Source organism: Aestuariivirga sp. (assembly GCF_965227715.1).
GTDB lineage: Bacteria > Pseudomonadota > Alphaproteobacteria > Rhizobiales > Aestuariivirgaceae > Aestuariivirga.
In genome coordinates this window covers 4182172-4196789 of the sequence record NZ_OZ245771.1, presented here as the reverse complement: position 1 = coordinate 4196789, position 14618 = coordinate 4182172, and the positions used below count along the sequence as shown (strand labels likewise).

Here is a 14618-nt window from a genome sequence, read left to right as displayed (position 1 = left end):
TAGCCAGAGATTGTGACGGTTTGTCCATAGCCAGGAATCGTGGAAAGAAGGCGCCATGCTGATGGTCACCTACAATATTCAATGGGGCAAGGGCCGCGACGGGCGGATTGACCTGGCCCGAATTGCCCGCACGGTTCAGGGCGCTGACGTGATTGCGCTTCAGGAGGTGGAGCGGAACTGGCGGGATCAGGACCACCCCGACCAGGCGCAGCACCTTGCGGAGCTGCTGCCGGGCTATGACTGGGTCTATGGCGCAGCGGTCGATCTCTCCGGCGGCGCACCCGGAACGAGACGGCAGATCGGGAACATGGTGCTCTCGCGCTGGCCCATTGAATCTTGCCGCACCCTGCCCCTGCCCGCCTGGCCGGTTCTGGGCCACGTTAACGACCACCAGTCAGCCATTGAAGCGGTGATCGGCCGGGGCGCTTCGTCACTGCGGATCTACAACACCCATCTCAACTATATGTCGGATGAGCAGCGGGCCGATCAGGCGGCGCGGCTGTGCGCCATGGTGGCGGAGGCCCCCGCCTGCGGCGGTGCCGTGAGCGCGCCGGGGAGGCAGGCACTGGGCCCCGGGGATGAGTGGATCGTGCTGACGGACGGGCGATTCCCCGAAATGCCGGAGGCTGCCGTTCTGCTGGGGGATTTGAACGCGGGGCCCGCCGCGCCGGAATTCTCAGCCATCCGCGCGCTGGGTTTTGTGGACGCGCTCTCGCTTGCAGGACTTGGCGATGACGAAGGCGTGACCTTTCCCGGCGGCGGCATCGAGCCGCCCCAGCGGCTGGACCACATCTTCCTCAACCAGCACCTGCTCTCCCGCTTCCGCCGCGCCTGGATCGACGAGGCGGCGGACGGGTCCGACCATCAGCCGGTGTGGCTGGAGCTCAATGAATGACGCGAGCGCGAATTCTCAGGCTCCGTCATTCCGGCGCAGGCCGGAATCCAGCTTTCTTTGCAGCGCGTGGTGAGCCAAAGCGGAATCCCGGCCTGCACCGGGATGACGAAATTTAGGGTGGATTCCAGCCTGAGCCATACCCGCAACACATGTGCGCCCTTCAGCCACAGCGGTAGCGCCGCACAGTTGGCCGGACGATGATTTCGCAATGAATGCCACCTCATCCCTTCCATCATGACATCGCATAAGCCCATATGGCTCATCGGGGCGTCGGTGGTGTTCCTGCTGCTGTGGTCAGGAGGCTTCTCGGTGGCGAAGCTGGGGATCACCCATGCCGAACCATTGAGCTTCCTGTCGGTCCGCTATGCGGCGGTGTGCGGGCTGCTGGCGCCGCTCGTGATCATCATGCGGCCGCCCATGCCCAAGCTCAAGATGGATTACGTCCATCTCGCCATTGTCGGCTTCCTGATCCAGACGCTTTATTTCGGCCTCTCCTATATTGGCTTCAAGGCGGGCGTCTCCGCCGGGGGCCTTGCCATCATCGTCTGCCTGCAACCCATATTGGTGGGGCTGATCGCGCCGCGCTTCACCAGCGAAAAGGTGAGCCTGCTGCGCTGGGCGGGCCTCGCCCTCGGCATGATGGGGGCGGCAACCGTGATCGTCTCACGCTCCGGCGTTGAGCTTGAACACCCGCTGGGGGTGATGGCCGCCGTGGGCGCGCTCTTCGCCATCACTGCGGGCACGCTGTGGGAAAAGCGTTTCGGCAAGAGCCACCACCCGGTCGTTTCCAACTCCGTGCAGTACCTCGCGGGCCTTGCTGGCACGCTGCCGCTGGCGATTGCCTTCGAGAATTTCCAATTCACCTGGAACTTGCCCTTCCTGGGGGCGCTTGCCTATCTGGTGATCGGCAATTCGATCATCGCCATGTCACTCCTGCTCGCCATGATCCGGGCAGGGGAGGTGAGCCGGGTCTCGTCCCTCTTCTATCTCGTGCCGCCGCTTTCAGCCCTGATTGCCTGGCCTCTTCTGGGAGAGGAAATGCCGCCGCTGGGCTGGGTTGGCTTTGCACTTGCCGCAGCGGGCGTGATGCTGGCGCGGCGCTGAGTGCTTGATCGGGCGGCACTTTCACTCCAAATAGGCCCTGGAACACCGACAGCTCAACTTTCAAGGAGACTCTCATGCCGATTGCCTACACAGCCCATGCCACCTCGACCGGCGGCCGCGACGGACGCGGCAAGACCGATGACGGCAAGCTCGACCTCGCGCTTTCGCTCCCCAAGGAAATGGGCGGCGACGGCAAGGGCACCAACCCGGAGCAGCTCTTCGCCGTTGGCTATTCGGCCTGCTATCTGGGCGCCATCAAATTCGTGGCGGGCAAGGAGAAGGTGACGATCACGCCCGACGCTTCGGTGACCGCCAATGTGGGCGTGGGCCCGCGCGAGGACGGCGGCGGCTTCGGCCTCGAAGTGGCGCTCGACGTGAACCTGCCGGGCCTCACCAAGGAACAGGCCAATGACATCGCCACCAAGGCCCATGTCGTGTGCCCCTACTCCCATGCAACCAAGGGCAACATCAAGGTGACGACCAACATCGTCTGACCGCCTTTGTGTTGAGGATAATGCGGATGCGGGGCTGCATGGCGGCCCCGCATTTTTCTTGGGTGACGGGTCCACCCGCCGCGCATAGCCTCCGTTCTGGATACGGAGTAAACCCATGGCCCTGACAGACCGCAAAGTGATGACCTTCGACGTCGTCGGAACGCTGATCGATTTCGAAAGCGGTATACTCGACTACGTCCAGTCCCGCGCCAAGGCTGCGGGTGTCTCCCTCACTGACAAGGCCATCCTCGAGGCCTATGCCGTGGCCGAGGACCGCCAGCACCATGAGACGCCGCGGCTGCCCTTCCCTTCCATGATGGCGCCCATGTACCGTGAAATGGCGGAGGTTCTGGGGCTTCCTGATTCACATGCCGATGCCGAGGAATTCCGGCTTTCAATTCCGCACTGGCCGGCCTTTCCCGATTCGATCGCCACGCTGAAGCGGCTCAGGAAAAAATTCTATCTGGCCGCCATGACCAATTCCGACAATTGGGCGCTCTCCCATTTCGCCCGCACGCTGGACCAGCCCTTCGATGACCTGGTGACGGCGGAAATGGTGGGCTGGAACAAGCCGGACCCGCAGGTTTTCGCCTTTATGCGCGGCAGGCTTTCGAAGGAAGGCTATGGCTTCAGCGACATCATTCATGTGGCGCAGAGCCAGTATCACGACATCGCCGTGGCACGGCGGCTTGGATACCACACCTGCTGGATCGAGCGGCGGAAGGGAAAATCCGGCACCGGTGCCACGCCCAAGGTGCAGACGGTGGCGATTCCGGATTATCACTTCTCGAGCCTGGCCGAACTTGCCGATGCGGTGGAGGCCGGGAAGTAGGGGGCCACAGGGGAGATGTTCTTTGGACGCGCGCCCTCACTTGTGCGGGCTTGAACGGGCGTCTTGTTTAGAGCATCGCGCGGTCAGTTGAGATCAGCGTAAGATCTATGCTTCATCCGTTCCGTCACCCCAGCGAAGGCTGGGGTCCGGCTCTGTATCAGCATTTACGACAACGAAAGCGGGATGCCAGCCTGCGCTGGCATGACGGTGCGCGTTGAGAGGTGATGTCACTTGAACGCGCGCCGCTCTCGTGGTGGGAAAAAGGATCGCCGGATCGAGTCCGGCGATGACGAGCGGGGGTGACGATGATGAGAAGGATGTCCCCCGCCTACCCCAGCAAGCTCTTCACGATGGCGCCGGCCTTGCCCATGTCCATCTGGCCGGCGAACTTGGCCTTGAGCTCCGCCATGACCTTGCCCATGTCCTTGACGCTCGTGGCACCTATCGCCGCGATGACGGCGGCCACGGCGTCCTTGGCTTCCTCATCGTTCATCTGCTTCGGCATGAAGGACTGGATGACGGCGATTTCATCCCGTTCGGCCTGGGCCAGTTCCGGGCGGTTGCCCTGCTCGAAGGCAGCAACCGAATCCTGGCGCTGCTTCACCATCTTGGCGAAGAGCTCCGTGAGGCCGGTGTCAGACGTCAGGACGGAGTCATGGCCATCGGTGCGGCTGTTGATGTCCTTGTCCTTGATGGCCGCCTGCATCAGGCGGAGCGTGCCCAGGCGCTTCTTGTCGCCGGACTTCATCGCGTCCTTCAGTGCAGCCGAAATCTCGTCGCGCAGTGCCATATGCCTGTTCCTTCGTGGAAATCCTGGATTGGAGCCCCACTTAGGGCGGATATGGCGGCACCGCAACCTTGACGGCTGAGGCCCCTTCCCTTAACCAGCCTCAAATTCCCCAGGAGTCTGCCATGCCGACTGCGAAAAAGCCTCACCCGGCCAAGACACCCGCACGCCCCCAGTTCGGCGACTGGGACGCCCCGCGCATCACCGCCGTGATCGTGCTGGCGGACGGGACGGTGATCGAGGGTTTCGGCGTTGGCGCCGAGGGGGAGGCCGTGGGCGAAGTGTGCTTCAACACCGCCATGACGGGCTATCAGGAGGTGCTGACCGACCCTTCCTATGCGGGCCAGATCGTCACATTCACCTTCCCGCATGTGGGGAATGTCGGCACCAATGACGAGGACATCGAGACGGTGAACCTGGCGGCCTCTGCCGGTGTCGTCGGCTGTATCGTCAAGGAGCCCATCACCGAGCCAGCGAATTACCGCTCTGCCAGGCACTTCGACAAGTGGCTGAAGGCGCGCGGCATCATTGGGCTATCAGGGATCGACACGCGGGCGCTCACCGCCCGCATCCGCGAAAAGGGCATGCCCAATGGCGTGATCGCGCATAATGCCAAGGGCAAGTTCGACATCAAGAAGCTCACCAGAATGGCGGCCGCCTGGCCGGGCCTCGTGGGCCTCGACCTTGCGAAGGACGTCTCCCTGACCCAGCGCCTGCACTGGGATGAGAAGCTGTGGGACTGGGAGACGGGCTACACCCGCGCCACGGCAAACCCTTTTAAGGTGGTGGCCGTCGATTACGGCCTGAAGCGCAATATCCTGCGCTGCCTGACGTCTGCTGGCTGCGATGTGACGGTGGTTCCGGCAGCAACCAAGGCGGAAGACATTCTGGCCATGAAACCCGATGGCGTGTTCCTCTCCAATGGCCCCGGAGACCCGGCGGCGACGGGGGACTATGCGGTGCCGGAAATCCGGAAGCTTGTTGACTCGGGCAAGCCCATCTTCGGCATCTGCCTTGGCCACCAGATGCTGGGGATCGCGCTCGGTGCAAAGACCGTGAAGATGCACCAGGGCCACCATGGCGCCAACCACCCGGTGAAGGACTTCACCACCAACAAGGTGGAGATCGTCTCCATGAACCACGGCTTTGCGGTGGACCGCGAGTCGCTTCCCGATGGTGTGATCGAAACCCATGTCTCGCTGTTCGACGGATCGAATGCCGGAATTGCGCTCAAAGACAGGCCGGTCTTCTCCGTCCAGCACCACCCCGAGGCTTCCCCCGGCCCGCAGGACAGCCACTATCTGTTCAAGCGCTTTGTTGGGTATATGGAGAAGGCGAAGGGCTGAGTGATGACTCCCTCCCCGTTTGGGGAGAGGAAACTGAATATCTCACAGGAGAGTTTATTGGCCCGCTACAGCACCAGCTACCGCATGAACCGCGTGCTCCGCCCCGATCGGGCGGCACTGGTGGTTCCGATCGATCATGGCCTCGTATGGGGGCGCGTGAAGCAGCTTGAGGCGCCGGTTCAGGTGATGAAGCGTTTCCTCACAGAGGACGTGACGGGCTTCATGGTCTCGACCGGCATCATCAAGGCTTCCGAAGTGGAAATGGCGGCCGCCCCGCAATTGGCGCGCATTCTGGCAATCGATGCCTTCTGGCCGACCTCTGCCGCGGACACCGGCACGGGCACGCTGGTGGCGAGTGTGGAAGATGCGGTGCGCATGGGCGTTGACTGCGTGAAGCTGCTGCTGCCGTGGAACGTGAATGATGCGGAGAAGGTGCTCTATTGCCAGCGCATTGGCGCCGTCGTCTCCGAGGCGTCCAAATGGCACATGCCGGTGATGGTGGAGCCCGTGTTCCTCGCCGCACCGAGGAGCCCCGAGATCATCGAGGCCGAAATGGAAGTGGCGCGCGTGGCCTATGATCTGGGCGCGGACATCATCAAGATCACCTTCCCCGGCCCTGATGCCACGGCGAAGCTTTGCGATGAGCTGGACATTCCCATCGTCGTTGCCGGCGGGCCGTTGAGCGGGGACGCCCAGTCGACTCTCAAGGACGTGACGGACGCGATTGCCGCCGGCGCGCAGGGCGTGGTGGTGGGCCGCAAGGTGTGGCAGCGGCCGGAGGAGGAAACGCGCTGGCTCATTGCCGAGATGGCAAAGGTCTCGCGCAGCGCCTTCCGCCGCCGCTGGTAGACGCCAATGATCGCCTGCGGCCTCGACATCGGGAGCACCAATGTGAAGGCGGTGCTCGCAGGCGAGGATGGCCGCACGCTGTGGGTCAAGTCCGTTCCGACACCCAGGGCCGATGACGGGCTGGGCGTCACCACCGATGCGACGGCCCTCATCACGCTGCTGGAAGAACTGATCATCGAAGGCTGGCGCGCCGTGGGCGGGGGCAAGCCGCTGGCAGCCATATCGTCAGCGGGTGTGGGTGAGGATGGCGTCTGCGCCAACCAGGACTTATCCTCCCGCGGGCTGGTGATTGCCTGGTTCGACAAGCGCGCCATGGCGGAGGTGGCGCGGTTCCGCGCGGCTTTTCACTTCACCCGCGTCGACTTCCACACGTCGGCCGCAAAATGGATGTGGATGCGCCGGCACCGGGCTGACGAGATCGGCGGCGCAAGGCTGTGGATTGCGCTTGCTGACTACTGCACCTCGCTGTGGTGTGGCGCACCCTTCATGAGCGAGACGCTTGCGGCGCGTACCGGCTGCTACGATCTGATCAACCGCTGCTGGAGCGCAGAGGCGCTCAGCTTCGCCGAAGCCCCGCCCCTGCCCCGCGTGCTGAAGACAGGCGAGATTGCGGGAACGGCTGGGCCCGGGCGCCTGCGGGAGGCAGGGGCCGTCTCATCCGCCACACTGATGGTCGCGGGAGGCCATGACCATCCCATCGCCTCCTCCGCCATTCTGCGGCTGAACCCGCTGGCGCGCATCGACTCGCTCGGCACCGCCAATGCGATCTATGGCGAGACGCGCGCCTTGAACCCCGCCGTGGATGAAAGCCTTGAGGCGACGGTGCCTGCCATGTGCGGGCCGGGGCTGGCCGTTGTGGGGGTGACGGAATTCGCGCTGACGCTGGAGAAGCACTTCGGCAAGGAGGCGATCCGCACCATCCTGGCCCTGCCCCGGCTTCCCGGCCCACCGGACCCGAAGGGCGATGACGAGCCGTCCCGCATCCGCCTGGTGCTGGAGGAGATGGCGCTCAGAGGCCGCGGCTTCCTGCGCTGCTTTGATCGCGCCGGCGTGCCGCGCGGCGTGCTGTACGCGACGGGCGGCTGGGCGCGATCGGCGGCGCTGATGGAACTCCGCGCCAGCGTGTTCCGCGAGCCCATCACCGTGGTGGCGGAGCCGGAGCTCGTCGGCCTCGGCGCGGCACTTCTGGGGCTCGAAGCGGCAACGGGTGCGCCCGCAAGCTTCACACCGGAAGGCGGCGTTCACGTGGTGGACCCGCTCGGCCGCTGGGCAGAGGCCTATGCCGGCCTGTAAACCCACTTCATAAATCCTGATTTTCGCATGTAAGGAATGACGCCCATGTCTTTTGCCGAACTGGACCATCTCTGCCGCAGGCTTGAAGCGCTGGACCATGCACAGGCCATGCTGGGAGTGGATGAGGCCGTGAACATGCCGGAAGGCGGCGGCGAGAAGCGCGCCGATGCGATGAGCGTGATTGCCTCCATGGCGCATGAGCTGGCATCGGCCCCGCATATCGCAGACTGGATCGCCAAGGCCGAGGGGGAAGAGCTGGACGGCGCACAGCGGGCGGCGGTGGCCGAATTCAAGCGCAGCTACATCAACCGCACCTGCCTTTCCTCCGAATTCGTGGGCCGCCAGGTGAACGCGCGGCTGCGCTGCGAGCAGCTGTGGCGGAGCCTTCGCGCGAAGAATGACTGGACGGACTTTCTCCCCTCCTTCGAGAATATCGTGTCGCTCGCGCGCGAGGAGGCAGAGCGCCGTGCCGAGGTGCTGAAGCTTTCACCCTATGATGCGATGGTGGAACAGTTCGATCCGGGGAGCCGCTCCGCCGAGATCGGCCGGGTGTTTGCGGACCTCAAGACGTTTCTCAAGGGCTTCATACCGGAGGCGCTCGAAGCCCAGGCGCGGCGCCGGGCGAAGCACCCGGTGAAGGCGTTTGACGGCCCCTTCGCTATCGAAAAGCAGAAGGCGCTGGGGCTTGAGCTGATGAAGGCGGTGGGCTTCGATTTCAACCACGGGCGCCTTGATATTTCTCACCACCCGTTCTGCGGCGGCGTGCCCACGGACGTGCGCATGACCACGCGCTACCGGACGGATGAATTCCTCTCCTCCCTCATGGGCATTCTCCATGAGACGGGCCACGGGCTTTATGAACAGAACCTTCCGCATGACCTGTCTCACTGGCCCTCCATGAAGGCGCGTGGCATGGCGGCGCATGAGAGCCAGAGCCTGTTTCAGGAAATGCAGCTTTCACGGCGGCCCGAGTTCTGGGAATTCGCATTGCCGAAGGCGCGGGAGATTCTTGGGCTCGACGGCGTGACCGTTGCAGACATGCTGGCCCATGTGCACCGGGTGGAGCGCGGTTTCATCCGTGTCGACGCCGATGAGGCGACCTATCCGCTGCATGTGATCCTGCGCTTCGAGATCGAGCAGGAGCTGATCACCGGGAAGCTTGCGGCCAAGGACGTGCCGGAGCTTTGGAATGTGAAGATGCAGGACTATCTGGGACTTTCGACCGCGGGTAATTACAAGGACGGCCCGATGCAGGATGTGCACTGGCCCTCGGGCGCGTTTGGCTATTTCCCCAGCTATACGCTGGGCGCGATGATGGCCGCCCAGCAATGGGCCGCCGTGGCCCGCGCCCTTCCCGATGCGCCTGCCCAGATTGCGCGGGGCGATTTCACCGGCATCAACCAGTGGCGGAAAGAACATATCTGGTCCAAGGCATCCATGCTTTCAACGCCGGAGATCATGCGGCAGGCAACGGGTGAAGCGCTCAACGCGAAATACTTCGAAACGCACCTGAAAGAGCGTTATCTGGACTGAGGACCAAGACCGTCACATATCTGTTAAGTGCCATATCTAGGCGTTCCCTTCCGACAGTCCGGACAGGAGATTCCCATGCGCGCCTTGTTGTTCAGCACCGCCCTTGCCGTTTCCACCGCCACCGCCGCTTTTGCAGCGGATGTGACGGTGAGCGAGATCAAGCTTCCCGACCTGCCGATGGGCCAGGTCACCTATAGTGGCGGCAAGACGCTGACGCTGAACCGCGGCATCGGCTCTGGTGCCTTCCGCGATGCGGCCGATCCCACCGTGATCTGGACGATCACCGACCGCGGGCCCAACCTGGATTGCGAGGGAATTGAGGAACTGACGGGTCTGGGGCTCGACACGCTGTGCGCGGGCGATGGCAAGGCCAAGAACTTTCCGCAGCCCGATTTCAACATCACCATTCAGAAGCTGTCCGTGACGCCCGGCAACGCGGCCACCATCGTGGAGACCATTCCCCTCAAGACCAAGTCCGGCAAGCTGGTCAGCGGCCTTCCCTACTCTGCCGACGGCTTCAAGAGCGAGGCGGCCTATGACCTGAGCGGCAAGCTTCTACCCGCGGACGTGAACGGCCTCGACACCGAGACTCTGGCCCGCCTTCCCGATGGCAGCTTCCTGATCGGTGAGGAATATGCGCCCTCGCTCGTCGAAGTTGCCGCTGATGGCACCGTTCTCAAGCGCCATGTTCCGGCAGGGCTCGAAGCGGTGTTCAAGAACGATGACGTCGACGTCGTCGGCTCGCTTCCCGCCATCATGGCCAAGCGTTATCTGAACCGCGGCATCGAAAATGTGGGCGTTTCCGCCGATGGCGCCACCCTCTATGTGCTGATGCAGAGCCCGCTCGCCAACCCGGACAGCGATGCCTACAAGAAGAGCGCCAACACCAGGCTGTGGAAGATCGACCGCGCCACCGGCAAGCTGCTTGGCGAATATCTCTATGTGATGGACGACGCCACGAGCTTCAAGGCCGATAACAAGAAGGAACCGCAAAAGCAGAACGCCGTCCGTATGAGCGAGATGGTGTGGCTGGGCGGCGACCGCCTGCTGGTGATCGAGCGCATCGGCAAGACCACCAAGTTCTACGTGATCGACCTCGCCAGCGCCACGCCGCTGGATGCGAGCCTTGACGACGAGAAGACGTCACCTTCGCTCGAGCAGATGAGTGCGGCAGACGTCGAAGCCAAGGGAATCAAGCCGGTGGTGAAGACACTGGTTCTCAGCTCCGACGATGTGGACGGCCTGCCGAAGAAGGTCGAAGGCGTGGCCGTGGTGAGCCCCACCGAGATGATCGTGTTCAACGACTCTGACTTCGGCATCGAAGGCGACGGCAACATTGCACTGCGCGTGACTTTCGCGGAACCGGTTCTGCAGTAGGGAGTGGGCTTCGCCAGTTGTCTTTATGCGAGTTGAATTTTCCTCTCCCCCACTTGCGCGGGGGAGAGGATTAAAAGGGAAGAATGGGCGCAGAATTGCCGGCGTCACGCAGCCCTTGTGCGGTCACCGCGGCGCAGGACCAACTGTGCCAGGATCAGCAGCACGAAAGATGTCATCAGCACGACAGAACCCACCGCGTTGATCTCCGGCGTTACGCCGCGGCGGATCGAGGAGAAGACATAGATGGGCAGCGTCGTATCCGGCCCCGCCACGAAATAGGCGATGATGAAATCCTCGAACGAGAAGGTGAAGGCCAGCAGGAACCCTGCGAGGATTGAGGGGGCGAGCAGCGGCAGCACCACCTGAATGAAGGTGCCGAACGGCGTGGCGTAGAGATCTTCCGACGCATCGACGAGGCTTCTGTCCATGCCCTGCAATCTCGCCCGCACGAGAAGGGCAACGACAGCAATGTTGAACAAGACATGCGCGGCGATCACCGCCCAGGTGCCCATCTCCAGCCTGATGTTCACATGCGCAAGAAGCCATGGGTTGACCATGTCAAAGAGCGACACGAAGGCAATCAGCGTCGAGATGCCGATGACGATGCCGGGCACCATGATGGCGATATAGAGCAGCGCATCGAACGCCGCGCGGAGCCAGCCTTTCACGCGCTCCAGCCCCAATGCGGTGAGCGTGCCGATGATGGCGGAGAGGAAGGCCGTGGAGAGCGCGATGAAGACGCTGGTTCGCAGCGCCCCCATGATCAGCGGGTTGGAGAAGGCCTTGCCATACCAGAAGAGGGAGAAACCCTGCCAGTCCATGGCGTATTTGCCGGCATTGAAGGAGAAGAGCACGATGAGCGTGATCGGTGCATAGAGGAAAATGTAGATGAAGAGCGCGTAAATCCGCAGCATGCTCACACCAGTGCCGCGCGGCGCGTGTCGGTTTTCGACAGCACGAAGCGCATGTAGAAGAAGATGGTCACGAACATGATGACGACGAGTGCCACGGACACGGCCGCCCCATAGGGCCAGTTGCGCGACTGCAGGAAGAGATCAACCAGCGCATTGCCGATGAAGAAGACTTTTCCACCCCCGAGGAACTGCGGCAGGATGTAATCCCCCATCAGCAGGATGAAGACCAGCATGGAGCCGGTGGCAACGCCCGGCAGCGCCAGCGGCAGCGTGACTTGCCAGAACGTGCCGGACGGTGTGGCGCCGAGATCGGCCGAGGCTTCGAGCAGCCGCTTATCGAGCTTTTCAAGCGAGACATAGATGGGCGGCACCATGAGCGGCAGGAAGCCATAGACCGCGCCGATGAGCACGGCCCAGGGCGTGTTGATGAGGCGGACGTCCGTGAGGCCCATCCACGCGAGCCAGCTTGGAATGCCCTTGTTGCCGAGGATCATCATCCAGGCATAGTAACGCAGGAGCTGGCTGGTCCAAAACGGCGCCATGACGAGGATGAGCATGGTGACCCGCCATTTGGGGCTGGTGCGCACCGCCAGGAAATAGGCCATCGGAAAGGCAAAGAGCGCGGTGAGCAGCGTACCGAGGGGTGCCAGCGTCAGCGTGTTGTAGAAGGCCTTTCCGCGGGCGGGCAGGTTTGCGTAATTCTCGATGGTGAAGGCCGGCATGTAACCGCCCGCCGGCGCGCGGAGGCCGAAGGAGAAGATCAGCACCACAGCCAGCGGCACCAGCAGCAGGAACACGAAAAACACGCCCGCGGGCAAGAGCAGCAAGGCGGTGACGAGTTTGGGGCGTGCCGCGTTCAAGGACATCCCCAACAATTCGTAATGCGCGGGCTCGACCCGCGCATCCTCTTTGTGGCGGAGGAAAAGGATGGCCGGGACACGCCCGGCCATGACGAAGCGCGAAGGGTCACGCCGACTTGAAGCGCGCCATCAGCTCGGCGCGGGCCGGGCTGGTGAGGGTTTCGGCGGCGCCATATTCCAGCGCCGAAAGCTGTTCAGCGGCGGGATAGAGGATCGGGTTGTCCAGAATGGACTTGGGGAGCAGCTTGATGACGCGGCTGTCCGTTGTGGGCGTGCCGTGGGCCTCGATTTCCTTGGCGTTGATGTCCGGCGTCAGGATGAAGTCGAGGAAGGCGTAGGCGGCATCGCGGTTGGGGGCACCCTTCACCACGGCATAGTGATCAACCCAGATTTCGCCGCCGTCCTTGCCAAGCACATATTTCATCTCCGGCAGATCGCGGTTGAGCTGCGCGGCATCATTGGTCCAGCACATGGCCATTGCGGCATCGCCATTGCGCATGGCGGGCTGATAGTCAGACGTGATGCCGAAGAGATGGGGCTTGGTCGCAATCAGCAGCTTCTCGACCTCGGCGAGCTCCTTGGGGTCAACCGTGTTGAAGGAATAGCCAAGCGACTTTGCAGCACTGCCGATGGTGGTGAGCTGATAGTCATGCACCGTGACCTTGCCTGAGAGCGGGCCTTGCGTGAGGGCGAAGAAATCCTTCCAGCTCGTGGGGCTTTCGGTGGTCGACTTGGTGTTGACGATGAAGCCCGTTGTGCCCCAGTCCTTCGGCACGGCGTAGACGACGCCGTCGATATTGCCGGGGCCCAAGAAGCGCGGGTCCTGCGCGGCCGGATCGTAATTCGGGAACAGCTTGAGGTCCAAGGGCTCGATCAGGTCCAGCTGCTTATAGGTGGAAATCGTGTAGTTGGTGGGCACGAACACGTCCCAGCCGGTGGAGCCCGCCTGCAGCTTCGCCAGCATCTCCTCATTGGAGCCGAAGACGTTGACGTTGATGTTGACGCCCGTCTGCTTGGTGAAATTGTCGTAGTTTTCCTGCGAGAAGTAATTGGGCCAGGTGGTCACGTTGAGCGTGCCGGAGAGGCCTGCATAGGCCTTGCGGGCTTGAAGCCCGGCACGGCGCTGCTCATCACTGCCGCGGCCAGCCCCAGGCCGGTGACGCCCAGGAAGTGGCGGCGGGTGACGCTGCCCTTCTGGTAGCGGCGGAGTTCTTCGATGAATTTCTCGGCTGAGATATGGTCCGGATGCTTGGTCATGTTGTTCGCTCCCTGTTTGGTTTTTTAGTTGTTCGGTAAAATGCGTTCCGACTCGGCGCGCCAGCCGGCTGCGATGACGTCGCCGATTTCGTAGACACCTGCTTCGCGCTCCGACTTCCGCGGGGCCACCACCATGAAGGCCCCGAGCAGATCATTGGCCACCACATATTCCGTGTGCTCGCCCAGAAAGATGCGGTTGACGATCTTCACCGGCAGGCGGGCGGAGAGGCCATCGGGAAGATGCTTGACGGTGGCGGCAATCTCAATCAGCTCCGGCCGCACACTCAGCACTTCGGAGGATGAGGGCCCTTCGAAGAAATTCGTCTTGCCGACGAAATCCGCCACATAGCGGTTGACCGGCCTGTCATAGAGCTCGCGCGGGGAGCCCGTCTGGACGATGCGGCCCTCCCGCATGACGCAGACGCGGTCTGACATGGAGAGAGCTTCTTCCTGGTCATGGGTGACGAGAAGGAAGGTGATGCCCACGTCGCGCTGCAGATTCTGCAGCTCGATCTGCATGTCGCGCCTGAGCTTGCGGTCGAGTGCTGCCAGCGGCTCATCGAGGAGGAGAACGGCGGGACGGTTGATGAGGGCGCGGGCCAGCGCCACGCGTTGCTGCTGACCGCCTGAGAGCTCATAGCTCCTTCGCTTGCCATAGCCTTCGAGCCGGACCATGGCGAGGGCTTCGTCCACCGCGCGGTCCACCTCTGTCTTTGCAGGCCTGGGGCGGCGCTGGCGGAGGCCGTAGGACACATTGTCGGCAACCGAGAGATGGGGGAACAGGGCGTAATGCTGGAACACCATGTTGACCGGGCGGCGGTAGGCGGGAACGCCCGTCACATTCTCGCCCCTCAGAAACACGTCTCCGCTGGTTGGCTGTTCGAAGCCCGCCATCATGCGCAGCGACGTGGTCTTGCCGCAGCCGGAGGGGCCTAAAATCGAGAGGAATTCACCCGCGCGGACGGACAGGTCATTGTCGGCCACGGCCGCGACATCGCCAAAGCGCTTGGTGACCTTGCGGAATTCGATAACGCTCTGAGTTTCGTTCACGATGCCCGGGAAAATAATTTTCCGGAA

Annotated in this window: 13 protein-coding genes and 1 pseudogene; 9 read left to right on the top strand and 5 right to left on the bottom strand. The window is 62.9% G+C overall.

The features are described from left to right. The first annotated feature begins 55 nt into the window (after positions 1–55). The 4 genes from ACO06F_RS20040 (at position 56) to ACO06F_RS20025 (ending at position 3325) form a co-directional block, all read left to right on the top strand. On the top strand, positions 56–895 hold the full coding sequence (locus ACO06F_RS20040) for an endonuclease/exonuclease/phosphatase family protein (RefSeq protein ID WP_421694470.1): 840 nt from the start codon (positions 56–58) through the stop codon (positions 893–895). A gap of 234 nt (positions 896–1129) precedes the next feature. Continuing rightward, positions 1130–1999, top strand: coding sequence for a DMT family transporter (locus tag ACO06F_RS20035; protein WP_421694469.1), 870 nt, complete (start codon positions 1130–1132; stop codon positions 1997–1999). Between the two features lie 74 nt (positions 2000–2073). Then, the gene (locus ACO06F_RS20030) at positions 2074–2493 is read left to right on the top strand and encodes an organic hydroperoxide resistance protein (protein WP_421694468.1); all 420 of its coding nucleotides are present in this window, start codon (positions 2074–2076) and stop codon (positions 2491–2493) included. Between the two features lie 115 nt (positions 2494–2608). Then, positions 2609–3325: an HAD-IA family hydrolase gene (locus ACO06F_RS20025; protein ID WP_421694467.1), complete on the top strand. Its 717-nt coding sequence runs from the start codon at positions 2609–2611 to the stop codon at positions 3323–3325. A gap of 328 nt (positions 3326–3653) precedes the next feature. On the opposite strand, the gene ACO06F_RS20020 is transcribed toward ACO06F_RS20025, so the two are convergent. Beyond that, positions 3654–4115 (bottom strand): GatB/YqeY domain-containing protein, encoded by a 462-nt coding sequence (locus ACO06F_RS20020; RefSeq protein WP_421694466.1) that lies wholly within the window; start codon positions 4113–4115, stop codon positions 3654–3656. Between the two features lie 122 nt (positions 4116–4237). Between ACO06F_RS20020 and carA the strand changes: the two genes are divergently transcribed. The 5 genes from carA to ACO06F_RS19995 all read left to right on the top strand — a co-directional run bounded on the left by carA (position 4238) and on the right by ACO06F_RS19995 (position 10510). Then, complete coding sequence (gene carA, locus ACO06F_RS20015; RefSeq protein WP_421694465.1) at positions 4238–5458, top strand: glutamine-hydrolyzing carbamoyl-phosphate synthase small subunit; 1221 nt, start codon at positions 4238–4240, stop codon at positions 5456–5458. A gap of 57 nt (positions 5459–5515) precedes the next feature. After that, positions 5516–6307 carry a class I fructose-bisphosphate aldolase gene (locus ACO06F_RS20010; protein ID WP_421694464.1) on the top strand — a complete coding sequence of 264 codons (792 nt, stop codon included), beginning with the start codon at positions 5516–5518 and terminating at the stop codon, positions 6305–6307. Between the two features lie 6 nt (positions 6308–6313). Then, the gene (locus tag ACO06F_RS20005) at positions 6314–7600 is read left to right on the top strand and encodes an FGGY family carbohydrate kinase (protein ID WP_421694463.1); all 1287 of its coding nucleotides are present in this window, start codon (positions 6314–6316) and stop codon (positions 7598–7600) included. Positions 7601–7645: 45 nt separating this feature from the next. Further along, positions 7646–9133: a carboxypeptidase M32 gene (locus ACO06F_RS20000; protein ID WP_421694462.1), complete on the top strand. Its 1488-nt coding sequence runs from the start codon at positions 7646–7648 to the stop codon at positions 9131–9133. A gap of 75 nt (positions 9134–9208) precedes the next feature. Further along, positions 9209–10510, top strand: a complete 1302-nt coding sequence (locus tag ACO06F_RS19995; protein ID WP_421694461.1) for an esterase-like activity of phytase family protein — start codon at positions 9209–9211, stop codon at positions 10508–10510. A gap of 104 nt (positions 10511–10614) precedes the next feature. Here ACO06F_RS19995 and ACO06F_RS19990 read toward each other — a convergent pair whose 3' ends face one another. The 4 genes and pseudogenes from ACO06F_RS19990 to ACO06F_RS19975 all read right to left on the bottom strand — a co-directional run bounded on the left by ACO06F_RS19990 (position 10615) and on the right by ACO06F_RS19975 (position 14594). Then, positions 10615–11421 carry an ABC transporter permease gene (locus ACO06F_RS19990; RefSeq protein ID WP_421696733.1) on the bottom strand — a complete coding sequence of 269 codons (807 nt, stop codon included), beginning with the start codon at positions 11419–11421 and terminating at the stop codon, positions 10615–10617. A 5-nt stretch (positions 11422–11426) separates the two neighbouring features. Beyond that, positions 11427–12296, bottom strand: a complete 870-nt coding sequence (locus tag ACO06F_RS19985; protein ID WP_421696732.1) for an ABC transporter permease — start codon at positions 12294–12296, stop codon at positions 11427–11429. Between the two features lie 94 nt (positions 12297–12390). After that, positions 12391–13541 (bottom strand): annotated as a pseudogene (locus tag ACO06F_RS19980) (ABC transporter substrate-binding protein). Between the two features lie 24 nt (positions 13542–13565). Next, positions 13566–14594, bottom strand: coding sequence for an ABC transporter ATP-binding protein (locus ACO06F_RS19975; RefSeq protein ID WP_421696731.1), 1029 nt, complete (start codon positions 14592–14594; stop codon positions 13566–13568). Positions 14595–14618 lie beyond the last annotated feature (24 nt).